General features: G+C 64.8%; 14 protein-coding genes. 6 read left to right on the top strand and 8 right to left on the bottom strand.

The annotated features are described in order from the left end of the window. The first annotated feature begins 7 nt into the window (after nt 1–7). Together AC07Y0_RS13925 and AC07Y0_RS13920 are read left to right on the top strand one after the other, a co-directional pair. A complete protein-coding gene (locus tag AC07Y0_RS13925) occupies nt 8–613 on the top strand; it encodes a YqgE/AlgH family protein (protein ID WP_498678199.1) in 606 nt (201 codons plus the stop codon). A 108-nt stretch (nt 614–721) separates the two neighbouring features. Further along, on the top strand, nt 722–1,357 hold the full coding sequence (locus tag AC07Y0_RS13920) for a LysE family translocator (protein WP_498678198.1): 636 nt from the start codon (nt 722–724) through the stop codon (nt 1,355–1,357). A 46-nt stretch (nt 1,358–1,403) separates the two neighbouring features. Here AC07Y0_RS13920 and AC07Y0_RS13915 read toward each other — a convergent pair whose 3' ends face one another. The 4 genes from AC07Y0_RS13915 to thrC all read right to left on the bottom strand — a co-directional run bounded on the left by AC07Y0_RS13915 (nt 1,404) and on the right by thrC (nt 7,717). Further along, nucleotides 1,404–4,250, bottom strand: coding sequence for an EAL domain-containing protein (locus AC07Y0_RS13915; RefSeq protein WP_498680238.1), 2,847 nt, complete (start codon nt 4,248–4,250; stop codon nt 1,404–1,406). Nucleotides 4,251–4,312: 62 nt separating this feature from the next. Next, a complete protein-coding gene (locus AC07Y0_RS13910; protein ID WP_498678196.1) occupies nt 4,313–4,927 on the bottom strand; it encodes a GNAT family N-acetyltransferase in 615 nt (204 codons plus the stop codon). Between the two features lie 72 nt (nt 4,928–4,999). Beyond that, on the bottom strand, nt 5,000–6,298 hold the full coding sequence (locus AC07Y0_RS13905; RefSeq protein ID WP_498678195.1) for a M16 family metallopeptidase: 1,299 nt from the start codon (nt 6,296–6,298) through the stop codon (nt 5,000–5,002). A 21-nt stretch (nt 6,299–6,319) separates the two neighbouring features. Then, a complete protein-coding gene (thrC, locus tag AC07Y0_RS13900; protein WP_498678194.1) occupies nt 6,320–7,717 on the bottom strand; it encodes a threonine synthase in 1,398 nt (465 codons plus the stop codon). Between the two features lie 316 nt (nt 7,718–8,033). Here thrC and AC07Y0_RS13895 point away from each other — a divergent pair, with 316 nt between their 5' ends. Beyond that, on the top strand, nt 8,034–8,606 hold the full coding sequence (locus AC07Y0_RS13895; protein ID WP_498678192.1) for a hypothetical protein: 573 nt from the start codon (nt 8,034–8,036) through the stop codon (nt 8,604–8,606). Between the two features lie 118 nt (nt 8,607–8,724). After that, complete coding sequence (locus AC07Y0_RS13890) at nt 8,725–9,642, top strand: diacylglycerol/lipid kinase family protein (RefSeq protein WP_498678190.1); 918 nt, start codon at nt 8,725–8,727, stop codon at nt 9,640–9,642. Between the two features lie 54 nt (nt 9,643–9,696). Here AC07Y0_RS13890 and AC07Y0_RS13885 read toward each other — a convergent pair whose 3' ends face one another. The 4 genes from AC07Y0_RS13885 to AC07Y0_RS13870 form a co-directional block, all read right to left on the bottom strand. Continuing rightward, a complete protein-coding gene (locus tag AC07Y0_RS13885; protein WP_498678187.1) occupies nt 9,697–10,386 on the bottom strand; it encodes an HAD family hydrolase in 690 nt (229 codons plus the stop codon). 89 nt (nt 10,387–10,475) lie between these two features. Continuing rightward, entirely contained in the window at nt 10,476–11,048 is a 573-nt protein-coding gene (locus AC07Y0_RS13880) for a TetR/AcrR family transcriptional regulator (RefSeq protein WP_498678186.1), read from the bottom strand. Then, nucleotides 11,048–11,395: a DMT family transporter gene (locus AC07Y0_RS13875; RefSeq protein ID WP_498678184.1), complete on the bottom strand. Its 348-nt coding sequence runs from the start codon at nt 11,393–11,395 to the stop codon at nt 11,048–11,050. Before AC07Y0_RS13875 ends, AC07Y0_RS13880 begins: the two co-directional genes overlap by 1 nt. Nucleotides 11,396–11,567: 172 nt before the next feature. Further along, a complete protein-coding gene (locus AC07Y0_RS13870; RefSeq protein ID WP_498678181.1) occupies nt 11,568–12,254 on the bottom strand; it encodes an ArsR/SmtB family transcription factor in 687 nt (228 codons plus the stop codon). Between the two features lie 400 nt (nt 12,255–12,654). Between AC07Y0_RS13870 and AC07Y0_RS13865 the strand changes: the two genes are divergently transcribed. After that, the gene (locus AC07Y0_RS13865) at nt 12,655–12,984 is read left to right on the top strand and encodes an NIPSNAP family protein (RefSeq protein WP_498678179.1); all 330 of its coding nucleotides are present in this window, start codon (nt 12,655–12,657) and stop codon (nt 12,982–12,984) included. After that, complete coding sequence (locus tag AC07Y0_RS13860; protein ID WP_498678177.1) at nt 12,981–13,325, top strand: antibiotic biosynthesis monooxygenase family protein; 345 nt, start codon at nt 12,981–12,983, stop codon at nt 13,323–13,325. Before AC07Y0_RS13865 ends, AC07Y0_RS13860 begins: the two co-directional genes overlap by 4 nt. Nucleotides 13,326–13,338: the final 13 nt, after the last annotated feature.

The following is a 13,338-nucleotide window of genomic DNA, read 5'->3' as shown; positions in this document are numbered from 1 at the left end:
GTGGAAAATGGCTTTCTCGACGCTGAAGAAGGATCGCGAACGGGGCTTCCTCGACGGTCAGCTGCTGATCGCCATGCCCGGCATAGCCGATGGCAATTTCGCCCGTTCCGTCGTCTACATCTGCGCCCATTCGCCGGCCGGCGCCATGGGCTTCATCATCAACCGGCCACAGCCGGTAACGTTTGCCGACGTGCTTCTGCATCTCGGCCTGATCGACAAGACCGATGCGATCATGCTGCCCGCGCATGCCCGCGATTTCCCCATCCAGGACGGCGGCCCGGTCGAGACCGGCCGCGGTTTCGTCCTGCACAGCGACGATTATACCAGCGACAGCAGCATTCCGGTCAGCGACGACATCTCACTGACCGCGACGCTCGACATCGTCCGGGCGATCTCCGAGGGCCGCAGCCCGCGCCGCGCCACCATGCTGCTCGGCTATGCCGGTTGGGGGCCGGGCCAGCTCGAATTCGAACTGGCCAACAATGGCTGGCTGAATTGCGGGGCAACCGAGGACCTGATCTTCGACCGCTCGCTCGACAACAAATATGACCGCGCGCTCGCCCTGATGGGCGTCAGCCCCGCCATGCTGTCGATGGAAGCCGGCCACGCCTGAGGGTAGAGACCGATAGGCTGTAATCATTCGCGCTTGCACGCGTTGGCTCAAGCGGCCATTGTCGGTGATCGGACCGTCCTGGTCCGACGCTCCCCCGAGATTTATCCCATGCCCTCCATCGACATCCTCATTGTCTTCTTCGTCACCACCGCCGCCTTCGCCTTCATTCCGGGGCCGGCCATGCTCTATGTCGCCGCCCGCACGCTGGCGGCGGATCGCCGTGCGGGGCTAATGGCGACGCTCGGCATCCATGTCGGCTGCTATGTGCATGTGGTCGCCGCCGCCGCGGGACTGTCAATCCTCTTCCACCTTGTGCCGACGCTCTATCTGGGGGTGAAGCTCGCAGGTGCGGCCTACTTGATCTATCTTGGCTTTCGCATGTTTCTCGCTGCCCGAACGGCCACCGGCGCGAGCGAGGTTGTGCAGGCGCGGAAATCGGCCCGCCGCGCCCTTGTCGAAAGCATGATGGTCGAAGTGCTCAATCCGAAGACCGCGATTTTCTTCCTGGCCTTCCTGCCGCAATTCATCGATGCAGCGGCAGGCTTTCCCGTTTGGCTGCAGTTCCTGATTCTCGGCACGGTGGTCAATGCGATGTTCACGGTTGCCGACATCGCCTGCGTCATGGCCGCCGGTACGATCACCAAGAGCCTGTCACGGGTCTCCTCATTGCAGCGCAATCTGCAAAGGGCAGGCGGCGCGGTCCTGATGGGCCTTGGCCTGCATGTCGCCTTCCAGCGCACCTGAAGGGCAGCGCACATGAAGGGGCCAGCGCAGGTGAGCGCTTTTCCCCTCAGGCCCGCTTGGTCAGCGGGAACCGTTCCTTGAGCAGCCGCTGCACCGATTCCGCGCCGAGCGGCGCCCCGAACAGGTAGCTCTGGCCGAAATCGCAGCCGAGCTTGCCGAGTTCCTCGGCATCGGCATCGCTCTCGATGCCTTCCGCCACCACCTGCATCTCCAGGCCGCAGGCCATGGCGATGACGGATTTCAATAGCACGGCGCGCTTGTCGGAGCGGTCGTTGACCAGCGCCTTGTCGAGCTTGATGGTGTCGAAGGGGAAGCGGGTCAGGTAGGCGAGCGAGGAATAGCCGGTGCCGAAGTCGTCGAGCGCCAGCGAGATGCCGGTCTCCTTGAGCTTGGCGAGCACCAGGCGGGCCTGTTCCGGGTTCTCCATCACCACGCTCTCGGTCAGTTCCAGCTTGATGCGGCGCGGGTCGCACTGCGTCTTGGTCAGCATGGCGCGCACATCGGTGTAGAGTTCGCTCGACAGAAGCTGGGCGCTCGACAGGTTGACCGAGACGAAGACCGGGATCTCGCCCGTGTGCCGTTCCCATTCCATAAGGTCGCTGGTCGCCTTTTCCAGCGCGAACATGCCGAGCGGCTCGATCAGATCCGACATTTCCGCAATGGGGATGAACTCCGACGGGGGCACGTTGCCGCGCTTGGGATGGTCCCAGCGCATCAGCGCCTCGAACCCGGCCACCTCGCCGTCGGCGAGACGCACGATGGGCTGGTAGACCATGGACAGTTCCTTGCGCTCGATGGCGCGGCGAAGGTCGGTCTCGAGCTGCAGCCGGTCGGTGCCGGCGCCGCGGAAGGCGGGGCGGAAGGGCTCGACCCGGTTTCCGCCCGACCGCTTGGCGCGGTACATGGCGAGTTCGGCGTCGGAGAGAAGGCCGGCAGCGTTCTCCTGTTGGTCGACCCAGGAAACCAGGCCGATCGAGGCGGTCAGGATGATCTCGCGATTGGCGAAGTTGATCGGCACCATGATCGCCTTCGACACGGCGTCGGCAAAGTCGGCGATCTTGGCCGGATCGCGTTCCGAAACGAGGATCAGGCCGAACTCGTCGCCGGAAAGCCGCGCCAGCGTGTCCTGCGGCTTCATCAGGCGGCGCAGGCGCCGCGTCAGCGCGATCAGGATGTTGTCTCCGGCGGCGATGCCGAGGCTGTCGTTCACCTGCTTGTAGCGGTCGATGTCGATCGCCATGACGGTCGGACGCACGGTCTCCGCGCCGCTCGTCAGCGTCAGCACCGACTGCAGCCGGTCAAGGAAGACCTCGCGGTTGGGCAGGCCGGTCAGGTTGTCGTGCATGGCATCGACCAGAAGCCGGTCGATCGAGTTCTTCTGCTCGGTCACGTCGATGATCGTGCCGACGCAGCGGATGACCTCGCCGTTCGAGCCGAGCACCGGCCGGGCGCGGATCTTCAGCCAGTGGTAATGGCCGTCTTCGGCGCGGATGCGGAATTCGTGGTTGAGGCGGCCCTTGCGGTGTTCGAGCAGCACGTCGAGCGTGGCGCGGAAGCGGTCGCGGTCGTCCGGATGCAGCCGCGGCAGCCAGTTGCGCGCCGGGCCGTGCATCGTGCCCGGCTGCAGGCCGAGACGGAAGGAGATGTCGGGGCTGGTGACGACCCGGTCGCGGGCCACGTCCCAGTCCCAGACCGTGTCGCCTGAACCGGTGAGCGCCAGCGACTGGCGTTCGAGGTCGGAGAACAGGCCCTGCTGGTAGGCGCCGCCGGCAAAGGCGTGCTGCATGACGGTGAAGCCGATCAGAAGTACGATCAGCACCAGGCCGCCGCCGAGCGCCGGCTGGATGATGTCGTTGTCGAGCCGGCCGGTGACGGTCAGCCAGCCACCGAACAGCCAGACGAGGATCAACGCCCAGGTGGGGATCAGCAGGATGGCGCGGTCGTATCGGTTGAAGCCGAGATAGAAGATCAGCGCGATGCCGGCCGTCGCGGTCAGCGCGAAGGAAAGGCGGGCGATGCCGGCGGCGATCGACGGATCGTAGATCGCCACGCCGAACAGCAGGACAAGGCCGAGGACCCAGGCGAAGGTCGCATAGCCGAGATGGACGTGCCAGCGGTTGAGGTTGAGATAGGTGAAGAGGAAGATGACGAGGCTCGAGGCGAGCGCCACTTCCGCGCCCGCGCGCCACATGCGCTGGTCGCTCGAGGTGATGCTGATCAGCTTTTCGAGGAAGCCGAAGTCGACACAGATATAGGCGAGTACGGCCCAGGCAAGGGCCGCCGCCGCCGGCAGCATGGAGGTGCCCTTGACGACGAACAGGATGGTCAGGAACACCGCCAGCAGGCCGGCAATGCCGAGCACGATGCCGCGATAGAGGGTAAAGGCGTTGACCGTGTCCTTGTAGGCGTCCGGCTCCCACAGATAGATCTGCGGCAGATTGGGGGTCGCGAGTTCGGCGACGAAGGTGATGACGGAGCCCGGGTTGAGCGTGATGCGGAAGACGTCGGCGTCCGGGCTCGGTACGCGGTCGAGGGCAAAACCTTCCGACGGCGTGATGGAGATGATGCGCTGCGAGCCGAGGTCGGGCCAGAACATGCGCGAGCCGGCGAGGCGGAAATGCGGTGCGACGATGACGCGCTCCAGCTGCTCTTCCGAGACGTTGGCCAACGCGAACACCGCCCAGTCGCCCTGGTGCTCGGGCGAGGAGGCGCGCACCTCGATGCGGCGGCGGATGCCGTCGGTGCCGGCGGCCGTCGAAACCTGGAAGGCATTGCCCTGGTTGGCGTAGATTTCGGTCGTGGCGGTCAGGTCGAGCGCCGTATCGTCGCGGGCGATCTTCACCGGCTCGGCGGCAAGCGCCAGCGACGAAAAGAGACCGACGAACGCAAGCATCGCCGTGGCCAATACGGCCACCAGCCACTGGCCGGCCGCCGCTTGCCTGTTCCGGTCGGACGTCATGAGTTCTCTTTGTTCCCGTTCCCCGAGGCACGGTCGCTCAAGCGCGAAAACATCGCGTGGTCGCGCCACTGCCCGTTGATTTTCAGATATTCCCGCAAGAGACCTTCCCGCTCAAAGCCGGCCTTCTCGAGGAGCCGGATACTTTTCTCGTTGTCTGGAATACAGGCTGCTTCGATCCGGTGCAACTCAAGCCCCCTGAAGATGTAGGGAATAGCCAATTGAAGTGCGGCAAACATATGACCTTTCCCGGCATGCCGCTCGCCCATCCAGTATCCGATCATGCAGCTCTGCGACGCGCCCCGGCGGATCAGCCCGATGGTCAGGCCGCCGAGCAGGGCGTGGTCGGCCTGGGAAAACAGGAAGAAGGGGACGGCGAGACCGGAATGGTATTCCTGGCTGTTGCGTACGACCCGGGCGCGAAAGGCGCGCTCGGTCAGTTCGTCCGGCCGCCAGGTCGGTTCCCAAGGCTGCAGGAAAGCCCGGCTGTCGCGGCGCAGCGCGTGCCATTGCTCGAAATCGTCGTAGCGCGGCAGGCGCAGGCGATGCGATGCACTGTTGAGGTCCGGTGTTTCCGGCTGCCGCGACAGAAACCGAAAGACCGAACGTGTCATCGAACCTCCTGAGGCCTCAGCCGGCGGGATCGCGCCCGCTGGCGACAATTCTAGTGCAATCCCGGCCGGGCGTCAGCCGGCGACCTTGAACGACGAGGTGCGGCCGGCCGAAAGCGCGCCGGAGATCTCGTGCATCGGGGCCAGGTGCTCCAGCGGACCGATGGCCGAAATCGTCGGCGCCGTCTCGAAGAACAGCCGGCCGGCAAGGTCGGTCAGCCGCTGCGGGGTGATGCCGGCAAGCCGTTCCATCATCTCCGGATTGGAGATCGGGCGGCCGTAGAGCATCATCTGGCGGGCGATCTGGCCGGCACGTGCCGCCGGGCTTTCCTGGCCCATCAGCAGCTGGGCGCGCACCTGGGCACGCGACCGGTCGATCTCCTGCATGTCGATCGACTGCGACGCCTTGCGCAGCTCCTCGATGATCACCGGCACGAGCTCGGGAAGGTTTTCCCCGCCGGTCGCGGCATGGATGCCGAAGATGCCGCTGTCGGAAAAGCCCCAGTGGAAGGCATAGATCGAATAGCACAGGCCGCGGATCTCGCGCACTTCCTGGAACAGCCGCGAAGACATGCCGCCGCCGAGGATGTTGGCCAGGATCTGCGAGGCGTAGAAGTCGCGCGCATGATAGGCGCGGCCCTCGAAGCCGATCAGCACCTGCGCGTCCATCAGGTCGCGTTCCTCGCGGGCTTCGCCGCCGGTATAGCGGGCCGCCTGCGTGACGGGGCTCACCTCCGGCTGGGTGCGGAGCGACGAGAAGCGCTCTTCGACCTGTTTGACGAAAGAGTCGTGGTCTACGGCACCGGCCGCGACGACGAACATGCGGTCGGTCGTGTAGTTGCGGTCGAGATAGGCGCGGATCTCCGCGCTGGTGAAGGACTGAACCGTGTCCGGCGTGCCGAGGATCGGCCGGCCGAGCGGCTGGCCGGCATAGGCCAGTTCGGAAAAACGATCGAAGACGACGTCGTCCGGCGTGTCGTTCGCCGCGCCGATTTCCTGCAGGATGACATGTTTCTCGCGCGTCAGTTCCTCTTCGTCGAAAACGGAATCGGTCAGGATGTCGGCGAGGATGTCGACGGCGAGCGGAACGTCGTCCTTGAGAATGCGGGCGTAGTAGGAGGTCGTCTCGGTCGAGGTGGCGGCATTGAGTTCGCCGCCCACATTCTCGATTTCTTCGGCGATCTGGCGCGCGCTGCGGCGGGTGGTGCCTTTGAAAGCCATGTGCTCGAGCAGGTGGGCGATGCCATGCTCGCCCTCCGTCTCGTCTCGGGCTCCGGACTTGATCCAGGTCCCGAGCGCCACGCTCTCGAGGTGCGGCATGGTCTCGGTTACGACCGTCAACCCGGAGGGCAGCCGGGTACACTCAACATTCATAGATCTGTCTTTCTGCACTTCTTAATTTTCCCGTCGGGCATGCTCGCCGACAAAGGTTTCGACGGCTTTAAGCTCGGCGTCCAGGATATCGAAGTGCTCCTCCCTGTCCATCAGGTCAGCAAGCCACGCCGGAAGCGCGGGGTCAATACCGCTCGCAGATTTTACCGCAGCGGGGAATTTCGCCGGATGGGCGGTGGCGAGCGTCACCATGGGGGTGGACGGCTTCTCGAACTTCTGCGCGACGAACACGCCGACGGCGGTGTGCGGATCGAGCAGATAGCCGGTCTCAGCCAGCGTGTCGCGGATGGTCGAGGCGACCTGCTTCTCGCTGGCGCGGCCGGCGCGGAACTCCTTGCGGATCGCCTTCAGCGCATCGGGCTTGATCTCGAAGCCGCCGGACTGCTTGAGGCTTTCCATCGCCGCGCGGATGGCGCTGTCGTCGCGGTCATAGGCTTCGAACAGCAGGCGTTCGAAGTTGGACGAGATCTGGATGTCCATCGATGGCGAGGTGGTCGCCGACACGCCCTTCATCTCGTAACGGCCGGTCTTCAGCGTGCGGGCGAGAATGTCGTTCTCGTTGGTGGCGATCACCAGCTTGTCGATCGGCAGGCCCATCTTCTTGGCGACGTAGCCGGCGAAGATGTCGCCGAAATTGCCGGTCGGCACGGTGAACGACACCTTGCGGTCCGGACTGCCGAGCGAGATCGCGGCGGTGAAATAATAGACCACCTGCGCCATGATGCGCGCCCAGTTGATCGAATTGACGCCGGAAATCTTCAGCCGGTCGCGGAAGTCGATGTCGTTGAACATCGCCTTCACCAGGTTCTGGCAGTCGTCGAAATTGCCCTTGATGGCCAGCGCGTGCACGTTCTCGGCCGTGGACGTGGTCATCTGCCGCTGCTGGACGGGCGAGACCTTTTCGTGCGGGAAGAGGATGAACACGTCGGTGCGGGCCCGGCCGGCAAAGGCGTCGATCGCCGCCCCGCCGGTATCGCCCGAGGTGGCGCCGACGATCGTCGCCCGTTCGCCGCGCTGGGCGAGCGCATGGTCCATCAGCCGCGCCAGCAGCTGCATGGCGACGTCCTTGAAGGCGAGCGTCGTGCCGTGGAACAGTTCCAGGATGAAAGAATTCGGCCCGGTCTGCACCAGCGGTGCCACGGCCGGATGCCGGAAGGTGGCATAGGCCTCGTCGATCATGGCGCGGAACAGGTCGGCCTCGATCTCGCCGCCGGTGAACCGGTAGAGCACCTCGAAGGCGATGTCCTGGTAGCTCTTGCCGCGCAGCGCCCGAATTTCCTTCTTGCTCATATGCGGCCACTTGCGCGGCACGTATAGGCCGCCGTCGCGGGCGAGCCCGGCGAGAAGAGCGTCACAGAAACCGAGGCCTTTTGCCTCTCCGCGGGTCGAGATATAGTCCACGATGCTTGTCCTTGGTCTTGAAGAGGGGAGGGCCTGTTTCAGGCCCAAGACTACGCCGTTTTGGGCGCCGTCGGTCGTCTTTTCCTGCCGGTCGTGGCGGGCTCGTCCTGTCTGCGCGCCGCTGAAGGATCGGTGCCGACCCGCAAGGCTGGGGCACTGCCACCCCGGAGGCGTTGAAAATTAAACCAAAACACCGGCGACCCAATCGATTTTTCGCTGCGCCGCTGGTATAGACCATCGGCAAGGGGCATGAAAAGCCTCAATTCGAATGGCTTTTGGCTTCCTCGAAGCCAGCAATGCGGAAGGTGTGAGTATCGTGTCTGTAATGGTATCGCGCGGGGTCTTGGCCGCATCCTTGTTGATGGTTCTTTCCGGCTGCAATGCCGGCAATCCTGGTGGAGTGCTCGGCTCGGCCGCGGACAAGCCCGCCGCCACCCCCGCCGCCGACCCTGCGGCCAACGTGGCGGCAGCCGTTCAGGGCTTCTGCCCGCCGATCACGCTGAGAGACGGAACGGCCTATCATCGCGTCTATGCCAAGGGCGCCAAGGACGATGCGACGAAGATCGTCTACCAGGCATCGCTCGCCGACACGACCCGCTCCTGCACGCGCTCCGAAACCGGCATGACGATCACCGCCATGGTCCAGGGCCGGCTGGTTGCCGGTCCCGAAGGCAAGGCCGGCCAGGTCATGCTGCCGATCCGCGTCGCGGTGACGGACGGCGACAAGGTCATCTATTCCGAACTGACGCAATTCCCCGTCACGCTGGCCGACGTGGCCCAGGCAAGCCAGTTCGTCTTCACCAAGGATGTGCCGGTTCCGCAGGATGTCGGCGGCCTCACCAAGGTCCATGTCGGTTTCGACGAGGGCCCGGTCAAGAAGAAGAAGTAACCAGCCGGATCGGCACAAATCAGCAAAGGGGGGCGACGGCCGGGCGCCGCGTTCCGCAAAGACTTTTCAGGAACGTTGCCACTCGGTCGTTGATCTCACCGGATGCCGGGGGGCATGGGTGAAAATCGGAATCGTCAGAAATCCCGTCTCGGGTGGCCGGTCAGGCCACGCGCGGTGGCGGGACATCAGCAAAGCACTGCGCGAACGCTTTCCCGGCTGCGAGGTTCGCGAAACCGCGCGCGCCGGCGATGCGGGGCCGCTGACGCTCGAGCTGATCGCTTCGGGCTGCGACCTGATCATCGCCGTCGGCGGCGACGGCACGATCGGCGAGGTGGTCGACGCGATCATGCGCTCGGCCCGGCCGCAGACGGCCTTCTCCTTCATGCCGACCGGCACCGGCTGCGACTTCGCCCGCAACTTCACCCTTCCCAACGAACCGGAAGCGCTGGTGCGCCGGATCGCCGAGGCGCCCGTGCGGCAGATCGACATCGCCCGCTTGAGCGGCCTGTCGGCCGACGGCACGGTGCTCGAACGCCACTTCGCCAATATCGCCAGCGTCGGCGTTTCGGGCCGCATCGTGCAGGCGGTGAACGGCCGCGGCCGGCGCGTGGCGAGTGGTTCGCTGCGCTTCCTGCTGTGCTCGGTGCGCGAGATCCTGCGCTACAGGCCGGAGGGCGTGCGGGTGTCGGTCGATGGCAACGAGATATTCAAAGGCCCGGTCACCGTCGCGGCCGTGGCAAACGGCGCCTGGTTCGGCGGCGGCATGCATGTCGTGCCCTTCGCCGATCTGGCCGACGGCCTGCTCGACATCGGCGTCCTGCGCGGTGCGAGCAAGACCGGCGTGCTCGGCATCCTGGCGCGGCTCTATTCCGCCGCGCATGTCGGTCATCCGCTGATCAGCTTCCATCGCGGACGTGTCGTCGACGTGGAGCCGTATGGCGTCGCCACGCTCTCGATCGAGGCGGACGGGGAGACGTTGCCCTTCGAGCGACTGCACGTCGAGGTGATGCCTTCGGCGCTCAGCCTGAAGATCTGAGCTTTGCTCTCGCAATAGGGGCTGTAGACGGTCGGCTTTCGCCCGACGACCGGCTCAGAATGCGCCGGCCCATTCTTCCATGGCGGCGATCACCGCCGGCAGGTCGACCATGCGGGAAATCACCGTCTCGGCGCCGGCATCGGTCAGCCGGTCGGCATGCGACGGATAGGTGTGCGAGGCGCCGGTAAAGCCGATCACCCGCATGCCGGCGGCGCGCGCCGCATGCACGCCGTGCACGCTGTCCTCGATCACCACGACCTTGTCGGGCGAAACGCCGAACTGGGCGGCGCCATGCAGGAAGATGTCCGGCTTCGGCTTGACGCGGTCGGCGCCGAGATCCTTGGCCGAATAGATATGCGGCGCGAAGAATTCCTTGAGGCCGACCTTGGCCAGCATCATGTCGAGCCGTGCCGGCGAGGAATTGGAGCAGATGCAGCGCGGTCCCTTGAGACGCGCCAGCGCGAACTGCACGCCCTCGATGATCTTGACCTCCCGGGCGAGCCGCTGGTCGAGCAGTTTTTCCGACTTGTCGAGAAGGCTGGCCGAAAGCGGGATGTCGACTTCCTGTTCGACGGCGAACAGGATGTTCTTCCACGTCATGCCGGCGAAACGTTCGCCCATTTCCTCGACCGAGATCGGATAACCGGCCTCGGCGAGCAGCTTGGATTCGACCTTGGCCGCAATGATTTCGGAATCGACGAGCACGCCGTCGCAATCGAAGATGGTGAGGTCGAAGCCGCTCATGGGGGAGATCCGTCTTGTCGTCTTGGGAAGGCGCCTCACCTACACGATGATCCGGCAAAGGACAATCCGCGAGTTGATTGCGGCCCGCTTCAGCCGGCCGCCGCGGGCGAGGCAAGGGCCAGCAATTGCGGCTCGAGAGCCGACAGGTCGCGGAGATTTGCGCGGTCCTGCCCCATCAAGTCGGCCATCCACACGCCGTCGGCGGCGAGCCGGACGATCTCCATCTGGGCCGTGCCGTCTGTCTCCCGATGCGCCTCCAGCCGGTCGTCGAGCCAGTCCGACCACAGCCGGCGCATGGCAGGATCGGCGACCATCGTCACCGAAAGCGCGGCCCAGGGGCTCCTGATGCCGAGCTTGTGGTCGGCGAAGGCGGCCCGCACATAGGCGCGGGTGAAACGTCCGACCGGTTGTTGATCCTTGGCCATGTAGCGGTCGATCTCGTCGCCCAGCTGCTGCAGGAGATCGGCGAACACCGCCTCGATCAGCGCCTGCTTGCTGGCAAAGTGATGCAGCAACCCACCCTTGGTCACGCCGGCCGCCTCGGCGACCGCCTGGATGGTGATCGCCGACGGACCCTGATCGACGGCGAGCCTGGCGGTGCGGTCGAGCAGCGAACGGCGGACCTTGTCCGGCTCCTTCTTGCGCATATGGGCGTTGGTCATCAGCCGTGCGAAACCGAGTTGGAGAAGACATTCATGACGATGACGCCGGCGACGATCATGCCGATTCCGGCCATGGCGGGCAGGTCAAGCGACTGCTTGAGCAGCAGCACCGAGATCATCGCGGTGAGCACGATGCCCAGCCCGCCCCATACCGCATAGGCGATGCCGAGCGGCACGCCCTTCAGCGCCTGCGAGAGCAGGTAGAACGACACGAGGTAGAACAGCACCATCGCCGCCGTCGGCAGCGGCTTCGAAAACTGCTCCGATTTCTGCAACAGGGTGGTGGCGATCACTTCGCAGACAATGGCGCCGCCCAGCGAACCATAGGCAAGAAACAGAGGGGTCATCGAAAATCTCACAACGGGGATGGTCAGAGCACAAACATACCGTCTGGACGGTTTCTTTGCAAGCGGGACGAATCGTGTCGATGACGAGCGTCGCGAAGGAGGTAGCGGGGGGGGCAAGCTCCGGGACGGTGGCCCGATGGATGGCGATCCGTCGCTGTCGGGCGCCGCCGGTTCAGGCGCTAAGCGGGAACATCGCCGCGAAGCGCCGTTCGCCCTCGGGCGAAAAGACGATGGCCCGGCTGCCGGGCGCGCGCCGCGCATGGCCGTGGGTGAGGACGTGGTCGAGCAGCGCCTTGCCGAGCGCACCGGACAGGTGGATGCGGCGCTCGCTCCAGTCGAGGCAGGCGCGGCAGAGCGGACGGCGCTGCGCCTTCAATTCGGCAAGGTCGATGCCGTTGTCGCAGACCAGCGCTTCGCCGGCGGGCGTCAGCTGCGGATGCTCCTCCTCGCCGACGATGGCACCCAGGCTCCGCAGGCTGTCGAGCATCCTGACACCGTAATCCCCGGCCAGATGGTCGTAGCAGATACGCGCCTTGCGCAGCGCCGGCTCCTTCGGCCCCGCCTTGTGGCGCACATGGCCGCGGGCGGCGGCAAAGCCCATCAGGCCCTCGATCATGCGGCCGACCGCCGGGTCGGCCAGCGTGAAATAGCGGTGCCGGCCCTGCTTGCGCTGGGCCAGAAGTCCGCCTTCCTCGAGCTTGGCGAGGTGCGAGCTGGCCGTCGGCAGGCCGATGCCGGCCGCGCCGGCAAGCTCGGTGGCGGTCAGTGCGCGCCCGTCCATCAGCGCCAGAAGCATGTTGGCGCGGGCGGGATCGCCGATCAGGGCGGCGAGGCGGGCAATGTCGGGTCCTTCTGCCACGTTAGCGAAAGCCTCTTGACTTTTCCACTAGAATGTGATAAGGAACTGGTCACCAATCTCCGGGAAAATCCCGGAGATTGGTGACCGGAGGCCAAAAAAGAAACGAAAAATTCTACACGCCTGCTCGTTTCGAGGCAAGCTTAAATGGGCTTTTTTTGCCTTTGCTGCTTTTCTAATTTTGGTCATAAAGGAAGTTCTCCTAGGGCTGATCGAAGATTTCATTCTACATCAGATTGGCGTATAAGTATATGTTACAAAAGCATAAAACACTAATTTTGCTGTCTTTTAAGTTAGTTGTAGTGCAGCTTTGAACTCCGATGCTTCGGTCTGCGTCGAAGCATCGAGTATCTCGATCATGGCAAGGCTAGGCTCTCATTTCACTGAGCCATGGAGTTTTGTAATGATCACCTGCGTCATCCGCTACGAGATCGACCCCTTCGCCCGGGACGCCTTCACCACCTATGCCCGCAACTGGGGCGAGGCGATCCCGCGCTGCGGCGCCGATCTGGTCGGCTATTTCGCCCCGCACGAAGGCTCTGCCACCACGGCCTACGGCATCTACCACGTCAAGGACCTCGCGGCCTACGAAGCCTATCGCGCCCGGCTCGCCGCAGACCCGCTCGGCAAGGCCAATTACGAATTCGCCCGCAATGCCCGCTTCATCCTCAAGGAGGACCGGCTCTTCCTAAAATGCGTCTCCGAACTGCCCGCGCTCATGGTGCAGCCATGATCGCCGTCATCTTCGAGGTGACGCCCTTTCTCGGCGAGCGCCACCGCTATCTCGACCTGGCCGGAGACCTGCGGGCGAAACTGGAGGCGATGGACGGCTTCATTTCCGTCGAACGCTTCGAAAGCCTCACCGTGCGCGGCAAGCTTCTGTCGCTGTCCTTCTGGCGCGACGAAGACGCGGTGCGCCGCTGGCGCGAGACCGAGGAGCATCGGGCGGCGCAACAGGCGGGACGCGGCGGCGTGTTCGCCGATTATCGCCTGCGCGTCGCTCATGTGCTGCGCGACTACGGACTTCATGAACGGGAGGAGGCGCCGCCCGACAGCCGGGCCGTCCATGGATGACCTCCCGCCGGCG

It is taken from the genome of Allorhizobium sp. GW101-3B10, assembly GCF_059424725.1.
The sequence above is the reverse complement of the archived record's forward strand: the minus strand, read 5'-3'. Positions and strand labels throughout refer to the sequence as shown.

Excerpts from the sequence above, each read along its gene's own strand:
- AC07Y0_RS13920 (WP_498678198.1), top strand. The coding sequence starts at position 722 with ATGCCCTCCATCGACATCCTCATTGTCTTCTTCGTCACCACCGCCGCC.
- AC07Y0_RS13915 (WP_498680238.1), bottom strand. The coding sequence starts at position 4,250 with ATGCTTGCGTTCGTCGGTCTCTTTTCGTCGCTGGCGCTTGCCGCCGAG.
- AC07Y0_RS13880 (WP_498678186.1), bottom strand. The coding sequence starts at position 11,048 with ATGACCAACGCCCATATGCGCAAGAAGGAGCCGGACAAGGTCCGCCGT.
- AC07Y0_RS13865 (WP_498678179.1), top strand. The coding sequence starts at position 12,655 with ATGATCACCTGCGTCATCCGCTACGAGATCGACCCCTTCGCCCGGGAC.
- AC07Y0_RS13905 (WP_498678195.1), bottom strand. The coding sequence starts at position 6,298 with ATGAATGTTGAGTGTACCCGGCTGCCCTCCGGGTTGACGGTCGTAACC.
- AC07Y0_RS13860 (WP_498678177.1), top strand. The coding sequence starts at position 12,981 with ATGATCGCCGTCATCTTCGAGGTGACGCCCTTTCTCGGCGAGCGCCAC.
- AC07Y0_RS13925 (WP_498678199.1), top strand. The coding sequence starts at position 8 with ATGGCTTTCTCGACGCTGAAGAAGGATCGCGAACGGGGCTTCCTCGAC.
- AC07Y0_RS13885 (WP_498678187.1), bottom strand. The coding sequence starts at position 10,386 with ATGAGCGGCTTCGACCTCACCATCTTCGATTGCGACGGCGTGCTCGTC.
- AC07Y0_RS13910 (WP_498678196.1), bottom strand. The coding sequence starts at position 4,927 with ATGACACGTTCGGTCTTTCGGTTTCTGTCGCGGCAGCCGGAAACACCG.
- AC07Y0_RS13875 (WP_498678184.1), bottom strand. The coding sequence starts at position 11,395 with ATGACCCCTCTGTTTCTTGCCTATGGTTCGCTGGGCGGCGCCATTGTC.